At 72.8% G+C, this 13,329-nt stretch carries 12 protein-coding genes; 6 read left to right on the top strand and 6 right to left on the bottom strand.

All coding sequences use genetic code 11. The features are described 5' to 3' along the window. Nucleotides 1-123: 123 nt before the first annotated feature. Complete coding sequence (locus WME90_RS03480; RefSeq protein ID WP_437279632.1) at nt 124-840, bottom strand: TlpA family protein disulfide reductase; 717 nt, start codon at nt 838-840, stop codon at nt 124-126. A gap of 65 nt (nt 841-905) precedes the next feature. Here WME90_RS03480 and WME90_RS03475 point away from each other — a divergent pair, with 65 nt between their 5' ends. Next, the gene (locus tag WME90_RS03475) at nt 906-2,237 is read left to right on the top strand and encodes a chorismate-binding protein (RefSeq protein WP_437279631.1); all 1,332 of its coding nucleotides are present in this window, start codon (nt 906-908) and stop codon (nt 2,235-2,237) included. A 24-nt stretch (nt 2,238-2,261) separates the two neighbouring features. On the opposite strand, the gene WME90_RS03470 is transcribed toward WME90_RS03475, so the two are convergent. The 4 genes from WME90_RS03470 to cysS form a co-directional block, all read right to left on the bottom strand. After that, the gene (locus tag WME90_RS03470; protein ID WP_437279630.1) at nt 2,262-3,701 is read right to left on the bottom strand and encodes a protein kinase domain-containing protein; all 1,440 of its coding nucleotides are present in this window, start codon (nt 3,699-3,701) and stop codon (nt 2,262-2,264) included. Nucleotides 3,702-3,963: 262 nt separating this feature from the next. Continuing rightward, nucleotides 3,964-5,046, bottom strand: a complete 1,083-nt coding sequence (locus tag WME90_RS03465) for an AgmX/PglI C-terminal domain-containing protein (protein ID WP_437279629.1) — start codon at nt 5,044-5,046, stop codon at nt 3,964-3,966. A gap of 225 nt (nt 5,047-5,271) precedes the next feature. Next, nucleotides 5,272-6,234 (bottom strand): DnaJ C-terminal domain-containing protein, encoded by a 963-nt coding sequence (locus WME90_RS03460; protein WP_437279628.1) that lies wholly within the window; start codon nt 6,232-6,234, stop codon nt 5,272-5,274. Between the two features lie 150 nt (nt 6,235-6,384). Beyond that, the gene (cysS, locus tag WME90_RS03455) at nt 6,385-7,950 is read right to left on the bottom strand and encodes a cysteine--tRNA ligase (protein WP_437279627.1); all 1,566 of its coding nucleotides are present in this window, start codon (nt 7,948-7,950) and stop codon (nt 6,385-6,387) included. A gap of 63 nt (nt 7,951-8,013) precedes the next feature. On the opposite strand from cysS, the gene WME90_RS03450 reads away from it, so the two are divergent. The 5 genes from WME90_RS03450 to WME90_RS03430 all read left to right on the top strand — a co-directional run bounded on the left by WME90_RS03450 (nt 8,014) and on the right by WME90_RS03430 (nt 12,706). Continuing rightward, a complete protein-coding gene (locus WME90_RS03450) occupies nt 8,014-8,796 on the top strand; it encodes a rhomboid family intramembrane serine protease (RefSeq protein WP_437279626.1) in 783 nt (260 codons plus the stop codon). A 151-nt stretch (nt 8,797-8,947) separates the two neighbouring features. Next, on the top strand, nt 8,948-9,508 hold the full coding sequence (locus WME90_RS03445; RefSeq protein ID WP_437279625.1) for a hypothetical protein: 561 nt from the start codon (nt 8,948-8,950) through the stop codon (nt 9,506-9,508). Then, complete coding sequence (locus WME90_RS03440; protein ID WP_437279624.1) at nt 9,498-10,415, top strand: MlaE family ABC transporter permease; 918 nt, start codon at nt 9,498-9,500, stop codon at nt 10,413-10,415. The genes WME90_RS03445 and WME90_RS03440 overlap by 11 nt, the downstream gene beginning before the upstream one ends. A 26-nt stretch (nt 10,416-10,441) precedes the next feature. After that, a complete protein-coding gene (locus WME90_RS03435; RefSeq protein ID WP_437279623.1) occupies nt 10,442-10,942 on the top strand; it encodes a hypothetical protein in 501 nt (166 codons plus the stop codon). Nucleotides 10,943-11,047: 105 nt separating this feature from the next. Beyond that, on the top strand, nt 11,048-12,706 hold the full coding sequence (locus WME90_RS03430) for a phytoene desaturase family protein (protein ID WP_437279622.1): 1,659 nt from the start codon (nt 11,048-11,050) through the stop codon (nt 12,704-12,706). 73 nt (nt 12,707-12,779) lie between these two features. On the opposite strand, the gene WME90_RS03425 is transcribed toward WME90_RS03430, so the two are convergent. Then, a complete protein-coding gene (locus tag WME90_RS03425) occupies nt 12,780-13,196 on the bottom strand; it encodes a YkgJ family cysteine cluster protein (RefSeq protein WP_437279621.1) in 417 nt (138 codons plus the stop codon). Between the last annotated feature and the right edge of the window lie 133 nt (nt 13,197-13,329).

The following is a 13,329-nucleotide window of genomic DNA, read 5'->3' as shown; positions in this document are numbered from 1 at the left end:
ACGCACGCACGCGACCGGGCCAGCGCCCGCTCAGCGACGCGCGCGCGTGTGGACGCACGCACGCGACCGGGCCAGCGCCGCGCGCTCGTGTGGACGCACCGACGCGACCGGGCGAGCGCCGGCTCAGCGACGCGCGCCGCGCTCGATCGCCGCCTCGAGCTCGTCGAGCGCGAGGCCCGCGATCGCCTCGACCCGCGCGCCGGTCGTGTCGAAGACGATCACGTACGGGAGCTTCGAGACCTGCTTCAGGTACCGCCGGGCGAGCGGGCTGTCCCAGTCGACGATGTCGAGCTTGCGGTACGCGACGTCCTTGCGGGCCTCGAGCACCGTGACCATGTGCGCGTCCAGCTTGCGGCACGGCATGCACCAGGCCGCCACGAAGTCGATGACCGTGACCTTGCCCGGGACGATCTGCCCGCCGAGGTCGGGGATGTCCGCGCCGCCCTCCTCGATCGTCCGGGCGTCCGCGCCCTCGGGGAACGTGGCCCAGCCACGGTACTGGCCCTTGCCGGCGCCGAGCACCGCCTCGAACCCCTCGTCGGCGGCCAGCCGCTTCACCGTCCCGGCGACGTCGAACGAGCTCGACGCGGTGACGGAGATCTCGGCGCGGCGCCTGTCGAAGGACGCCGAATAGACGCCGGGGCGCTCGCGGAGATCCGCGATGAGCTCGGCGCCGCACGCCTCGCAGTCGATCTTCCGCAGCGAGACGACCGTCGTGTGCGCGCCCTCCGGCACGGGCTGCACGCCGCCGCAGGCGAGAAGCCCGCTGCCACAGGCGAGGAGCCAGCCGCCGCAGGCGACAAGGCGGAGGGCCGATGAGAGGGCGATCGCGCTTCGCACCGCGTCCTTCGAGGTACCTTGCCCTCCTTCGCGGCGCAGCGCAACGTCGTGTAGGCTGGGCCGCGATGAGCTCCGTCGTGACCCGTACCCTGCCGGCCGATCACGTCACGCCGGTCCGCGCGTACGCCGCGCTCCGCGCCCAGTCGCCGGGCCGGTCGTCGTTCATCCTGGAGTCCGCCCTCCCTGGCGAGCGCTGGGGCCGCTACGCGATCCTCGGCTACAGGGCGCGCGCCGAGAGCCTCCTCCCGAGCGGGTTCGACCCGTTCGCGACGCTCGCAGACGAGCTCGCGCAAGCGGCGGCGGCGGACACGTGGAATGCGCCGAATGCGCCGAGCGCACGGGACACAGCGCGCGACCTGGCGGCCCGCGTCTGTCAGGCATGGGTCGGCTTCGTCGCCTACGACGCCGTGCACCAGCTCGTGGGCGTCGAGCCGTGGGCCGACGAGGCGTACCTCGGGCGGGTCATGAAGGACGCGACCGTTGTCGTGTTCGACAGCGTGACGCAGACAATGACCATCGCCGGCCCGTCGCAAGGCGCCGTGAGCCGATGCGCCTGGGAGCTGTCCCACGGTCCGGAGCAGCGGAGCCTGCCCGCGCTCGATCCCGAGGCCGTGCCAGAGCACCTCGAGACGCCCGTCGCCGACGAGGACTTCGCCGCGAAGGTGGCCGCCGCGCACAAGCGCGTCGCGGCCGGCGAGGCGACGCAGATCGTGCTCGCCCGCAAGTTCCGGGCGCCGCTGCGTGGGGCGGATCCGTTCGACGTGTACCGGGCGCTGCGGGTGCTCGCACCGTCGACCCACCTCTACTTCCTCGACTTCGCGGAGTCGCCGTTCGCGCCGGGGCTCACCATCGCGGGCGCGTCGGGCGAGACGCTCGTCCGCGTCGAGCGCGCTCCCTCGGCAGAGCGGCGCGCCGGCGACGCGTCGCCCATCGAGGTGCTGCGCGCCGGCGACGCGTCGCCCATCGAGGTGCTGCGCGCCGGCGACGCGTCGCCCATCGAGGTGCTGCGCGCCGCCTTCGCGAGCGGCAGCGCGGTCGGCGCGCCGACGGCGCGCGCGAGCGGCGTCAGCCGTGAGCTCGAGGCCGGCCCGCGCCGGATCTACGGCGGGGCGATCGGGTACTTCGGGCCGGACGGCGCGGAGATGGCGCACACGCTCGGCGCGATCTGGGTCGAGTCGGGGTACTTCGAGACGATGACCGGCGCGCGGATCGGGAACGGGAGCGAGCCCGGCGCGGAGACCGAACGGACGCGCGTCGACGCGCGCGCGGCGCTGTCGGCGATCCGCGCGGCGCAAGAGGCGCGCAAGGCGAGCGACGCGGCCGAGGAGAAGAAGGCCGCCGCCGAGAAGGCCGCCGCCGAGAGGGCCGCATCGGCCGACACGGCACAGGACGCGTAGGACGGAACGCGCAGGGCGCAGCGCTCAGTCGTGCGTGAAGCTCTGTCGCGCTCGCCCGGCCGTGGGAGCGCTCGACGCGGCGGCACCCGGCCGAGCGGGGCGCGACGATGCGGTGATCGGGGGCACGGCCGCGTCTGCGCGGGCGCCGCGCTGAGGAGGCGCGGGAGACGCCGGCCGCGCCGGAGGCGAGGCGGCAGCCTCGATCGCGGCGGCGCGCGCGGCCTGGATCCTGAGAGCGGCGAGCGCCGCCGAGCGCACGGACGCCCTGGCGCCGGTCGCGGCCATCGCGGGCCTGGGGCGCTCGGGCCGCGCGATCGTCACGAACGTCGCCACGCCGAGCAGCGCGACGAGGCCGGCCGGGAGGAGCCAGCCGGCGCGGGCGGGCGACGCGAGCCCGCGCAGCACACTGGCGCTCTCCGCGCCGATCAGCGTGTCCGGCGGCGTCGTCCGGCTCGCGGTCGGCGGCTCGGAGCCAGCCTCCGCGGCAGCGCGAGGCGCTTCCGCGTTCGCCGGCGCGAACGCCACGACCGGCGGCTGCGCCGAGGTGATCCCGAGGGCGCGCGCCGACGCGGGCGGACGCTGGAGGCCGGAAGAGGGCGGCGGCGCGTGCTCCGCGATGCGGGCGAACGACGCCACCATCTCCTCCACCGACCGGAAGCGCCGCGCCCGGTCGCGCGCGAACGCCTTCTCGAAGAAGCCGTCCAGGACAGCGGGCAGCCTCGGCGCGAGCCGCGTCGCGGCGGGCACCGGCGCGAGGAGGATCTTCGAGGCGACGACGCTGGCGATGTCGCCGGGGAACGGGAGGTGACCCGTCACCACACGGAACAGGATGGCGGCGAGCGACCAGAGATCTGTCTGCACGTCGAGGGTCCGCTCCGACCGGATCTGCTCCGGGCTGAGGTAGTGGAGCGAGCTCGCGCTCACCTCGGCCGCGATCTCGCCGAGGAGCCGCGGCGCGACCGCCCTCGGGAGGCCGAAGTCGAGCACCTTCACGACCTCCTCGTCACCCTCGAGCGCGAGAAAGAGGCTCTCCGGCCGGAGGCCCTGGTGGAGCAGGCCCGCCGCATGGGCGATCTGCAGGGCGTCTCCGGCCTGCGCCGCGATGCGCGCGGCCTCCTCCAGCGAGAGCCGGCCGCGCCGGACCAGGCGCGCCGCGAGATCCTCGCCGGAGAGCAGGTCCATCGCCAGGTAGACCACGCCGTCCTCGGTGCCGTGATCGCCCACGCGCACCAGGTGCCTCGACGAGAGCTCGGCGGCGGCGCGGACCCAGCGGTCGAGCCACAGGATCTCCCCGGTGGCGCCAGCGTCGGGGTCGAAGAGCTTCAGGGCGACGCGCACGCCCAGCTGCAGCTCGCGCGCGACCCAGACCGAGCCTCGGTCGCGCGCGACCCGCGCGAATGGACGCGCGAGCTGCCTCTCCAGCAGATATTTTCCCCCAACGATGGTGCCCGGTGAGATGTCCATTGAGTACCTGAGCCTCCTCCCCCACCGTAAAGTTGCACATACACCACGCAACGCAATTTGGCGTTGTGCGCCGCCGCATAGTTTGCTTGCGCTATCGCCTCGATCGTGATTGCGGCGGGAGCGTTCGCACCACACGCCACGCGCGGGAAGTGGCGAAACGAGCCGCGGGGCGCCAGGAGCCCGTCCCGGTGGGGGCGGACCGAGGCCGGCAGCCCAGCCGGGTGCAGCGAAAGGCGCGGCGAGGTGCCTTACCTGGACGGGCCTAGTCGGGCGAAAAACGGAGCGGCACCACGAAGCGCAGGTCGCCGCCCTCCGGCGCCGGGAACGTGAGCGCTCGCGCGCGCCGGAGCACGCAGCGGGTGAGCCGTTCGTCCGGGAAGCGCGACTCGGCCTCGAAGGCCTCGTCGACGGCGCCGCTGTCGGTCACGTGAAAACGGATCGCGAGGCGGCCCCAGAGCGCCGGGGCGCCCGAGAGGGCCTCTTCGTAGCAGCTCCGCCACGCCGGCAAGGCCTCGGCCAGAGCGGCGGAGATCACGTCCGGCCGGAGCTCGCCCGGGCCAGGAGCGAGGACGGACGGCGGAGGCTCGACCGGCTCGTCGCCCGGATAGACCTGCAGCGTGGCAACGACCGTCGAGCCGGCCTTGGCGCCGGGCAGCGGGAGCGACCGCGCGCGCGCGGCGAGGCACGAGACGACGTCCGGCGCGGAGAGCGTCGACGACGTCACGCGTGCGCCCGTGACCTTGCCGGCGCGGCTCACGGTGAGCCGCACGGTCGTCTTGCCGTGCAGCGTCGGGTCCCTGTACGCGCGCAGGCGGTAGCACGAGTAGACGTGGATCCAGAGGTGCCGCCGGGCGATGCGCTGCACCTCGCTCGCCTTGAGCGGACCCTTCACCTGGTCGATGTCCACGATGATCCTCGGCAGCGGGTGCCCCTCGGCCGGCGGCGGCGGCGCAGGAGGATCCCCCCTGCCGCCGGCGTTCCAGCGATCCCGCTCCGCCGCCTCGGCCTGGCCGCGAGGCACGAGGTGGCCGCCGAGCTTGTAGGGCGGATCGATGGCGATCGAGGGGCCCGGCGAGGCGCCCGGCGCGGCGGCCGCGGCGGCCGCGGGGGAGGAGGCGCCCGGCGTTTCAGGCGAGGCCACCGGAGGTACGGCCGGGGCGGGCGGCTCGGCGGAGGAGGCGGCAGCAGGCGGCAGCGCGTCCACCCGCCGGGGCGGAGCGGCGGCCGTGGCGGAGAGGGCGGCGGCGCGGGGGGCCGGACGCGGAGACGCCGGCGAGGCGCACGCGGCCAGCACGACGGCCACCGCAAGGAGGGGCCGGGGATCGGTGGCGAGAGGCCGCTTCATGGCAAGGAATGCGGGAAAGAGAGCAACCGCAAGGGCGCAAGGGGCGCAAGGGACCAGAGACGAGAGAGTTTTTTTCTTCCCCTTGCGCCCCTCGCGCCCTTGCGGTTGCTCTTCCCTACTGTTGATTTCCTCGGGACTCCAACGTGATCGGCGCTCCAGCGCCGCGCTCACCCTGGACGACGCGCGCCGTGCGCGCGTGTACCGCGCCGCGCCGGGAGGCGGCGCTCAGAACCGGAGATCGCCGCGCGGCGCCTCGACCTTGCCGTCGAGCGCCTCGATCGCCTTCGCGACCTCGGGGTCGTCGACGGTGGGGACGTGCACCACGAACTTCACGTAGAGATCCCCAGGCTCCTTCGCCTTGCGGGCGATGCCCTTGCCGCGCAGCCGCATCACCTGGCCGGTCTGGGTGCGCGCCGGGATCTTGAGCGTCACCTCGCCGTCGGGCGTGGGGATGCGGATCTTCTCGCCCCGGTAGGCCTCGCCTAGGGTGACGGGCACGTCGAGGTGGAGGTCGTCGCCCTCGCGCTTGAAGAACGGGTGCGGCGTGACGTGGATGTTGAGCAGCAGATCGCCGGGCTCGCCGCCGCCCATGCCCGGACCGCCCTGGCCGCGGATGCGCAGGCGGCTGCCCTCGGCGGCCCCGGGCGGGACACGCACCGTGACCGGCTCCGGATCGCCCTCACGCTGGAGCTGGAGCGTCGTGCCCCGCACCGCCGACACGAAATCGATGGTGAGGTTCTGCTCGATGTCGCCGCCGCGGTTGCGCGCCGGCTGCGGGCGACGGCCCGCGCCGGCGCCGCCGCGGCCACGGCCGAAGAGATCGCCGAGGATGTCGCTGAGGTCGCCGCCGCCTTGGGCGTTGCCGAAGATCTCCTGGACGTCGAAGCCGCCAGGGCCGCGACCTCCGCCGCCGGCCCGCGCGTTCGCGTAGCGGCGGTAGGCGCGGGCGCGCTCGGGATCGAAGTTCTGCGAGAGGCTCTCCTCGCCGAACTCGTCGTAGAGCGCGCGCTTCGTCTTGTCGCTCAGCACCTCGTGCGCCTGGTTGATCTCCTTGAACTTCTGCTCGTTGGCCTTCCCCGGGCTCTTGTCCGGGTGGTACTTCATCGCGAGCTTGCGGAAAGCCTTCTTGATGCTGTCTTCGTCCGCGTCGCGAGAGACGCCGAGCACGGAGTAGAGATCACGAGCCATGGTCGTCCGCCATCGTCCTGGTCTGCGGGAGGTGCGCGGCACGCGGACCGCTGCGGGCCTCCATCGGGCCGAAACCTAGATCTGCCGTCGGTCCTCGTCCACTGGTGGCCACCGCGAGCAGGAGCGGCAGCGGCAGGGCGCGCAGGCGCCTCAGGCGCTCACCCGGAAGGTCGTACCGGTGGGAGAGTCGGCAACCTCGATGCCGTCGCTCTCGAGCTCCTTCCGGAGGGCGTCGCCCCGCGCGAAGTCCCTCGCGGCGCGCGCCGCGGCGCGCTCGGCGAGCTTCGCCTCGATCGCCTGCCGGGTCGTGCCGAGGAGCCCGAGGCGCTGCTCCTGCGTGCGGGCCTGATACACCGGAGACGGGGTCTGCAGCAGGCCGAGGACGTCGAGCGAGGACCGCAGGGCCGCGTGGAGGCGGTGCGCGAGCGCGGGCGCGGCGCGGGCGACGTCCTGGTCCTTCCCCCGCCGCTGCGCGATGTCGGCGAGCTCGTTGGCGGCCTTGGCGACCTCGGCGATGATCGAGAGCGCGACGGGGGTGTTGAGGTCGTCGTCGAGCGCGGCGGCGGCGCGGCCCGGGGCGCCGTCCGCGAGCGCGGCGAGCGCCGCGAACCCCTTCGGGAGCCGCGCCGGTAGCTCGGGCGCGGCGCCCTCGCCGGGCGAGCCGGCGAGCGCGGACAGCGCGGAGAGTCGATCGAGCGTCGCGTACAGGTAGTCGACGCGGCGCTCGGCCTCGACCACGCCGGGAAAGACGACGCGGCCGTCGTCGCGCTTGTGGGTGTCGAACTCGAGCGGGCCCCGGTAGTGGACCGTGAGCAGGAAGTAGCGGAGCGCCTCCGGGTCGTTGCGCGCGTAGACGTCGCGGAGCTTGACGAAGTTGCCGAGCGACTTCGCCATCTTCTCCTTGTCGACGTTGACGAAGCCGTTGTGGATCCAGAGCGAGGCGAGCGGCGCGTCGTCCGGATGGGCGGCCTCGCTCTGGGCGATCTCGTTCTCGTGATGGGGAAAGACGAGGTCCATGCCGCCGCAGTGGACGTCGAAGCCGGCCCCGAGGTAGCGGCACGCCATGGCGGAGCACTCGATGTGCCACCCGGGGCGCCCCTTGCCCCACAGGCTGTCCCACCCCCACCCGCCGGGGGCGACGCCCTTCCAGAGCGCGAAGTCGAGCGGATCGCGCTTGTCCTCGCACGGGCCGACGCGCGCTCCGACCCGCAGCTCGTCGAGGTTGCGCTTCGAGAGCTTGCCGTACGAGGGGAAGCTGCGGACGGCGTAATACACGTCGCGAACGCCGCCGGACCGCTCGACGACATAGGCCGCGCCTCGCTCGATCAGCCGCTCGATGAAGGCGGTGACCTCCGGGATGTGCTCCGAGACCTTCGGCTCGACGTCGGGCGTCAGGCAGCCGAGGGCGGCGACGTCCTCCTGGTACAGGCGAGCCATCCGCGCCGACAGGTCCATGGGCGCCTCGCCCGATTCGGCCGCCCGCTGCAGGATCTTGTCGTCGACGTCCGTGACGTTTCGGACGTAGACCACGCGGAGGCCGCGGGCCCTCAGGTGGCGGACGAGGATATCCGGGGCGAGCGCGGCGCGGCCGTGCCCCACGTGCGCGACGTCGTAGGTCGTCGGGCCGCAGCAGTACATGCGGACCTCGCCGGGCCGCCGCGGGACGAGCGGGGCGAGCTTCTGGGTCAGCGTGTCGTGGAGGCGCAGGGCAGACATCGGCCCGGGGTCTATCAAGGCGAGCGGATGCTGTCACGGGCCCGCGTGCTTAAGGTGTTCGGGATGCTGCCCGTCCGTGACCAACTGCCCACCCGCACGCTGCCGGTCGTCAACTACCTGCTGATCGCGCTCAACATCCTCGGTTTCTTCTGGATGCGAATGCAGATCGCGGCCGGGTTCCCGCCCGACCGGCTGCTCTGGGCGTGGGGCCTCGTCCCTGCGCAGTTCCTGGAAGCGCCGCGCGACGCCTGGTGGACGGTCTTCAGCAGCATGTTCCTGCACGACCCGACGGGGTGGGCCCACCTCGGGGGGAACATGCTGTTCCTCTGGATCTTCGGCGACAACGTCGAGGATGCGCTGGGCAGCCTCCGCTACGCGGCGTTCTATGTGCTGTCGGGGATCGCCGCCGCGGCCGCGCAGATCGTCATCGATCCCGGCTCGACGATCCCGATGGTGGGCGCCTCGGGCGCGATCTCGGGGGTGCTGGCCGCGTACGCGTCGCTCTACCCGCGCTCGCCGATCACGGTGCTGAACCCGGTCTTCCTCCTGTGGTTCATCTTCGGCCTGTTCCTGGAGCTCCCGGCGTGGCTTGTCATCCTCGCGTACTTCGTTGTGAACCTGCTGAACGGGCTCGGCTCCCTCGGCGCGAGCGGCGGCGGCGTGGCGTTCTTCGCGCACCTCGGGGGGTTCGTCGCCGGGCTCTTCCTCGTTCGCTTCTTCATGGCCGGGCGGTCCCGGCGCGAGCACGAGCGCTGGCAGCACTTTCGCCCGTCCCCTCGGCGCCCCGCTGCCCGCCGGGCCATGCCGTGGGATGCGCCGCGGCGGCGAGACCCCTGGGACCGGTAAGGCGAGACCCGGAGCGATCTACCGACAACCCCGTACGCGGCGTGCGGTGCGCGCTGAAAAAGCCCGTGGGATCCGAAGGATTTCGCCGGAACGGCAGGGCTGCTCGTGGTTCGCCCAGGATGCAAAAGCGTGATAGCGTCGGCCCGCAGCGATGCGACGACCCCTTCGAAGGCGCCCCACCGCCGCGGGTTCTGCGGCCAGGGCACCGGATCCCCGAGCCAGGCTCCTCGCCGTCGCGATCGCGCTCGCCGGCTGCGGAGGGTCGTCGTTCGACGGGACGGTCTACCGCAGCGCGGACGTGGCGTTCCGCGTGCCCCCGGCGCCGGCGGGCTGGAAGCAGATCGGGGTGTCGGACGCCGCGGTGGCGTACCGCGATGAAGCGAACGGGGCGACCATCGCCCTGAACGGGCGCTGCCGGAACGAGGAGGACATCCCGCTCGTCTCGCTGACAAACCACCTCTTCCTGCACTTCACCGAGCGCGAGGTGCTGAAGCAGGAGGTCGTGCCGTTCGACGGCCGCGAGGCGATGCACACCGTCATGTCGGCGAAGCTCGACGGGGTGCCGAAGGTCTTCGACATCTGGGTGCTCAAGAAGAACGGCTGCGTGTACGACATGCTCCTCATCGCAGATCCCGCCCGCTACGCCGCCGGCGAGCCGGCGTTCACACGGATGGTCCGCGGCTTCTCGACCCTGCCGACCGATGGCGACTGATCGCAAAGGGCTCCTGGCGGCGCCGCCGCCCGCCTCGAACGGCTCGGCCGCGGCCGGCGGGGGCTCGACGAGCGTGCCCCCGCCGAGCCTGCAGCCGAACAGCGTGCCCCCTCCGCCGCTCCCCCCGCTCGTCGCCCGGCTCAACGAGAACGCGGTCGGGTTCGTCGAGCACCTGGGGCAGTTCGGGCGGATGACCTGGGGGGCGCTCAAGGCGATCTTCGAGCGGCCGCTCGAGATCCGCTCGACGCTCTATCAGATGGAGGCGCTCGGCGTGCGCTCCGCCGCCATCGCGTCGGTGACGGCGCTCTTCGTCGGGATGGTCATGGCGGTACAGTTCGCCATCGGCCTGCAGAAGTTCGGCGGCATGGAGTACACGGGCCGCATCATCGGGCTGTCCTTCTCGCGCGAGCTGGCGCCGACGCTGACGGCGGTCATCGTCGGCGGCCGCATCGGCGCCGGCATCGCGGCCGAGGTCGGGTCGATGGCCGTCACCGAGCAGATCGACGCGATCCGCGCCCTCGGCGCCAGCCCGGTGAAGAAGCTCGTCCTGCCGCGGCTGCTCGCGAGCGTCGTGGTGATGCCCGTGCTCGGCGCGTTCGCGCTCGTGCTGGGCTTCGGCGGGGCGATGCTTGTGTGCGCGACCGAGTTCGGCATCCCCGCCGGCTTCTTCCTGAGGACGGCGCTCGGCTCCGTCACGTTCATGGATTACTTCAGCGGGATGTACAAGACGCCCTTCTTCGGGGCGATCATCGCGCTCGTCGGGTGCCACTTCGGGCTGATCACGCGGGGCGGGACGGAGGGCGTCGGCCACGCGACCACGCGCACCGTGGTGGTGACGTCGATCACCATCCTGATCGCCGACTTTTTCCTGACCAAGATGTCCATCCTGCTCTTCCCGACCCGGTGAGCACGGCCGGTCCGGGAGGCGTCCAGATGCCGCCGCCGACGTCGCAGCGAACGCTGGCCGGGTTCCTGCGAACGTTGAGCGCGAGCGCGAGCGCGACCGCGACCGCGACCGCGCTCCTGCCGGCGCTGCTCTCCGGGGTGCTGTCCGGGGTGACCGCGTGCCAGGGGGACGCCGCGCGGGAGGGCGCGGGGGCGGAGGCGAGCGACGGCGGCGCCGCGCTCCCGGAGGGCACGCCCGCGCCGCGGCGGCCGACGCGGCACTACCACCTCCGCCGGACGGACGACGGCTGCGAGGTCTTCTGGATCGACGGGGATCTCGTCTCCGCATCCCAGGGGGTCGTGTGCCCGCCCGACCTCGAGGTGGGCGAGCGCCTCCGCCTGACCGGCAAGACGTGCTTCCGCGAGTCGGCGCAGACCCCCGCGCGCGCCGTGCCGGTCGTGTGCCCGCTGTCGCTCACCAAGCTGGAGACGGCGGACAGGGCGCCGCCCGACGCGGGAGCGCCGCCGGACGGCGGCAGCGGCAAGTAAGGGAACGCGGCGGGTAGGCGGCGCGTACCGCGTAAGCGTAAATCGAGGGCGCAAGGGCGCACCCGACCACGTCCCTGGAGCATCGGAATCCAGGGGGGTGGAGGCATGCGGCACGCGGATACCGTCGTGATCGGATCGGGCGCCGGCGGGCTCACCGCGGCGCTCGCGCTGGCCCGCGCGGGACAGAGGGTGATCGTCGTCGAGCAGCACTACCTCCCCGGCGGGTGGACCCACAGCTTCTCGCTGAACGGGTACCTGTTCAGCCCGGGGGTCCACTACATCGGCGGGCTCGGCCCGGGGGGCGCCGTGCGGCGGCTCTACGAGGGGCTCGGGCTCTCGCGGGATCTCGAGTTCTGCGAGCTCAACCCGGACGGGCTCGATCACCTGATCATCGGCGACGAGCGGCTCGACGTGCCCAAGGGCCTCGATCGGCTCATCGCCCGGCTCACGGCGCGGTTCCCGCACGAGGCCGAAGGGATCGCGCGGTACTTCCGCGTCCTGTGCGGGCTCAACGACGATCTCGGGCGCCTCGAGACGATGCTCGGGTTCCCGAGGGTGCTGCTCGCGCCGTTCAAGGTGCCGAACCTCGTGCGCTGGGGCCTCCGCACCCAGGAAGATCTGCTGGACGCGACGATCCGCGATCCGCTGCTGCGCGCGTTCCTGTCCGCGCAGGGGGGCGATCACGGCCTGTCGCCGTCGCGCGTGGCGCTGCCGATCCACGCGGGGATCGTCTGCCATTACCTCGACGGCGGGTACTACCCGCGCGGCGGGGCCAAGCGCATCCCGCTCGCGATGATCAGGGCCCTGCGCCGGCTCGGCGGGCAGGTGCGGACGCGCGCGCGGGTGAAGCGCATCCTCGTCGAGCAGGGGAGAGCGGCCGGGGTCGAGCTGGAAGGGGGCGAGGTGCTGCGCGCGGCGAGCGTCGTCTCGAACGCGGACCCGGCGATCACCTACGGCGAGCTGCTGCCGCCCGAGCTGACCGCCCGCGAGCGCCGCAAGGTCCGGCGGATGGAGTACTCCGTCAGCCTGCTCAGCGTGTTCTGCGCGGTGGACATGGACCTCCGGTCGATGGGCTACGATTCAGGCAACTACTGGTGGTACCGCGACAGAGACGTGGGGGGCCTCTACGAGCGGATGGAGCACCAGCTGCCGCGCGGGGCGGTGGACGGGCTGTTCCTGACCATCACGACGCTGAAGGACCCGGGCCACCCGACGCGGGGCGATCACCACACGATCGAGATGTTCACGTTCGTGCCCCACGACCCCTTCACGCGCTGGGAGAAGACCCGCACGGGCGAGCGGGGGGCGGAGTACGAGGCGTTCAAGGAGTCGATCGGAGATCAGATGATCGCGGCGGCGGAGAACGTCATCCCGGGCATCTCGCGCGGGCTCGTGTTCCGCTCGGTGGCGACGCCGCTGACCAACGACTTCTACTGCGCGTCCTACCGGGGCGCCGCCTACGGCACCGCCAAGACGACCTGGCAGCTCGGCCCGCTGTCGTTCTCCATCGGGACGCGGATCCCGGGGCTGTACCAGTGCGGCGCGAGCACGCTGAGCCATGGGGTGGCAGGCGCCGCGATGTCGGGCCTCATGGCCGCGCAGCGCATCACGGGCGCGGCGCGCGCGGAGGATCTGCTCGGACCGGCCGACGGCTCGCTGCGGATCTACCCCGCCGATCGGCCGGAGGAGTGGCTGCCCGAGCGGAGGAAGGCGAGCGCCGCGGCGCCGGCGGACGCGGGGGACGAGCTCCACGAGCAGGCGTGAGCGCCGCGCCCTCGCGCCTTCGGGCGGCCGCATCGAGAGAGGTGATGAGCCGGCGCGCCGCGCGCTCGCGGGGCTATCCGGCGGGCGTCCTCGACCGGAACGTGATCTGAACGAGGGGCATCACATCGGGATCGTCCTGCGTCTCGCGCTCGAACTGGAGCACGTCGTAATAGCCGCACCGCGGCCTGCCCGGGTAGTCGCGGCAGACCTCGGGCCGGGCCTCGTAGATGGTGCAGCCGCGGGTCGTGAGATCGAGGAAGCGACAGACCCGGCCGAGCACCGGATCGGACTGCCGCCGGAGGATGCGCTCGTCGTTGTAGCGCTTCGTGAAGCGCGCCTCGGCGGCCTCGAGCGTGAGGCCGAAATGGCGGGCGAGCCGCCGCAAATCGCGCGGCGTCACCTCGACCCGCTCGTAGATGGAGCAGCAGTAGGCCGGGCACTTCGAGCAGTCGTAAGAGACGCGGGGCTTGGCCTTGAGGGTCGTCGTCATGGATCGTGATGGACGTGCAGCCGATGCCGGAGCCGGAGAGAGAGGCCGAGCGCTCGCTGGCAGGCAGCGGAGCATACGCGGCCGAGCAAGCCTCCGCGACGGCGAAGTGCTCGCCACGAAGCGCGATCAACAT

It is taken from the genome of Sorangium sp. So ce375 (assembly GCF_051473855.1).
GTDB lineage: Bacteria > Myxococcota_A > Polyangia > Polyangiales > Polyangiaceae > Sorangium.
The sequence above is the reverse complement of the archived record's forward strand: the minus strand, read 5'-3'. Positions and strand labels throughout refer to the sequence as shown.

Excerpts from the sequence above, each read along its gene's own strand:
- WME90_RS03465 (WP_437279629.1), bottom strand. The coding sequence starts at position 5,046 with ATGAAGCGGCCTCTCGCCACCGATCCCCGGCCCCTCCTTGCGGTGGCC.
- WME90_RS03435 (WP_437279623.1), top strand. The coding sequence starts at position 10,442 with ATGCCGCCGCCGACGTCGCAGCGAACGCTGGCCGGGTTCCTGCGAACG.
- WME90_RS03445 (WP_437279625.1), top strand. The coding sequence starts at position 8,948 with ATGCGACGACCCCTTCGAAGGCGCCCCACCGCCGCGGGTTCTGCGGCC.
- WME90_RS03430 (WP_437279622.1), top strand. The coding sequence starts at position 11,048 with ATGCGGCACGCGGATACCGTCGTGATCGGATCGGGCGCCGGCGGGCTC.
- WME90_RS03440 (WP_437279624.1), top strand. The coding sequence starts at position 9,498 with ATGGCGACTGATCGCAAAGGGCTCCTGGCGGCGCCGCCGCCCGCCTCG.
- WME90_RS03475 (WP_437279631.1), top strand. The coding sequence starts at position 906 with ATGAGCTCCGTCGTGACCCGTACCCTGCCGGCCGATCACGTCACGCCG.
- WME90_RS03425 (WP_437279621.1), bottom strand. The coding sequence starts at position 13,196 with ATGACGACGACCCTCAAGGCCAAGCCCCGCGTCTCTTACGACTGCTCG.
- cysS (WP_437279627.1), bottom strand. The coding sequence starts at position 7,950 with ATGTCTGCCCTGCGCCTCCACGACACGCTGACCCAGAAGCTCGCCCCG.
- WME90_RS03450 (WP_437279626.1), top strand. The coding sequence starts at position 8,014 with ATGCTGCCCGTCCGTGACCAACTGCCCACCCGCACGCTGCCGGTCGTC.
- WME90_RS03470 (WP_437279630.1), bottom strand. The coding sequence starts at position 3,701 with ATGGACATCTCACCGGGCACCATCGTTGGGGGAAAATATCTGCTGGAG.
- WME90_RS03460 (WP_437279628.1), bottom strand. The coding sequence starts at position 6,234 with ATGGCTCGTGATCTCTACTCCGTGCTCGGCGTCTCTCGCGACGCGGAC.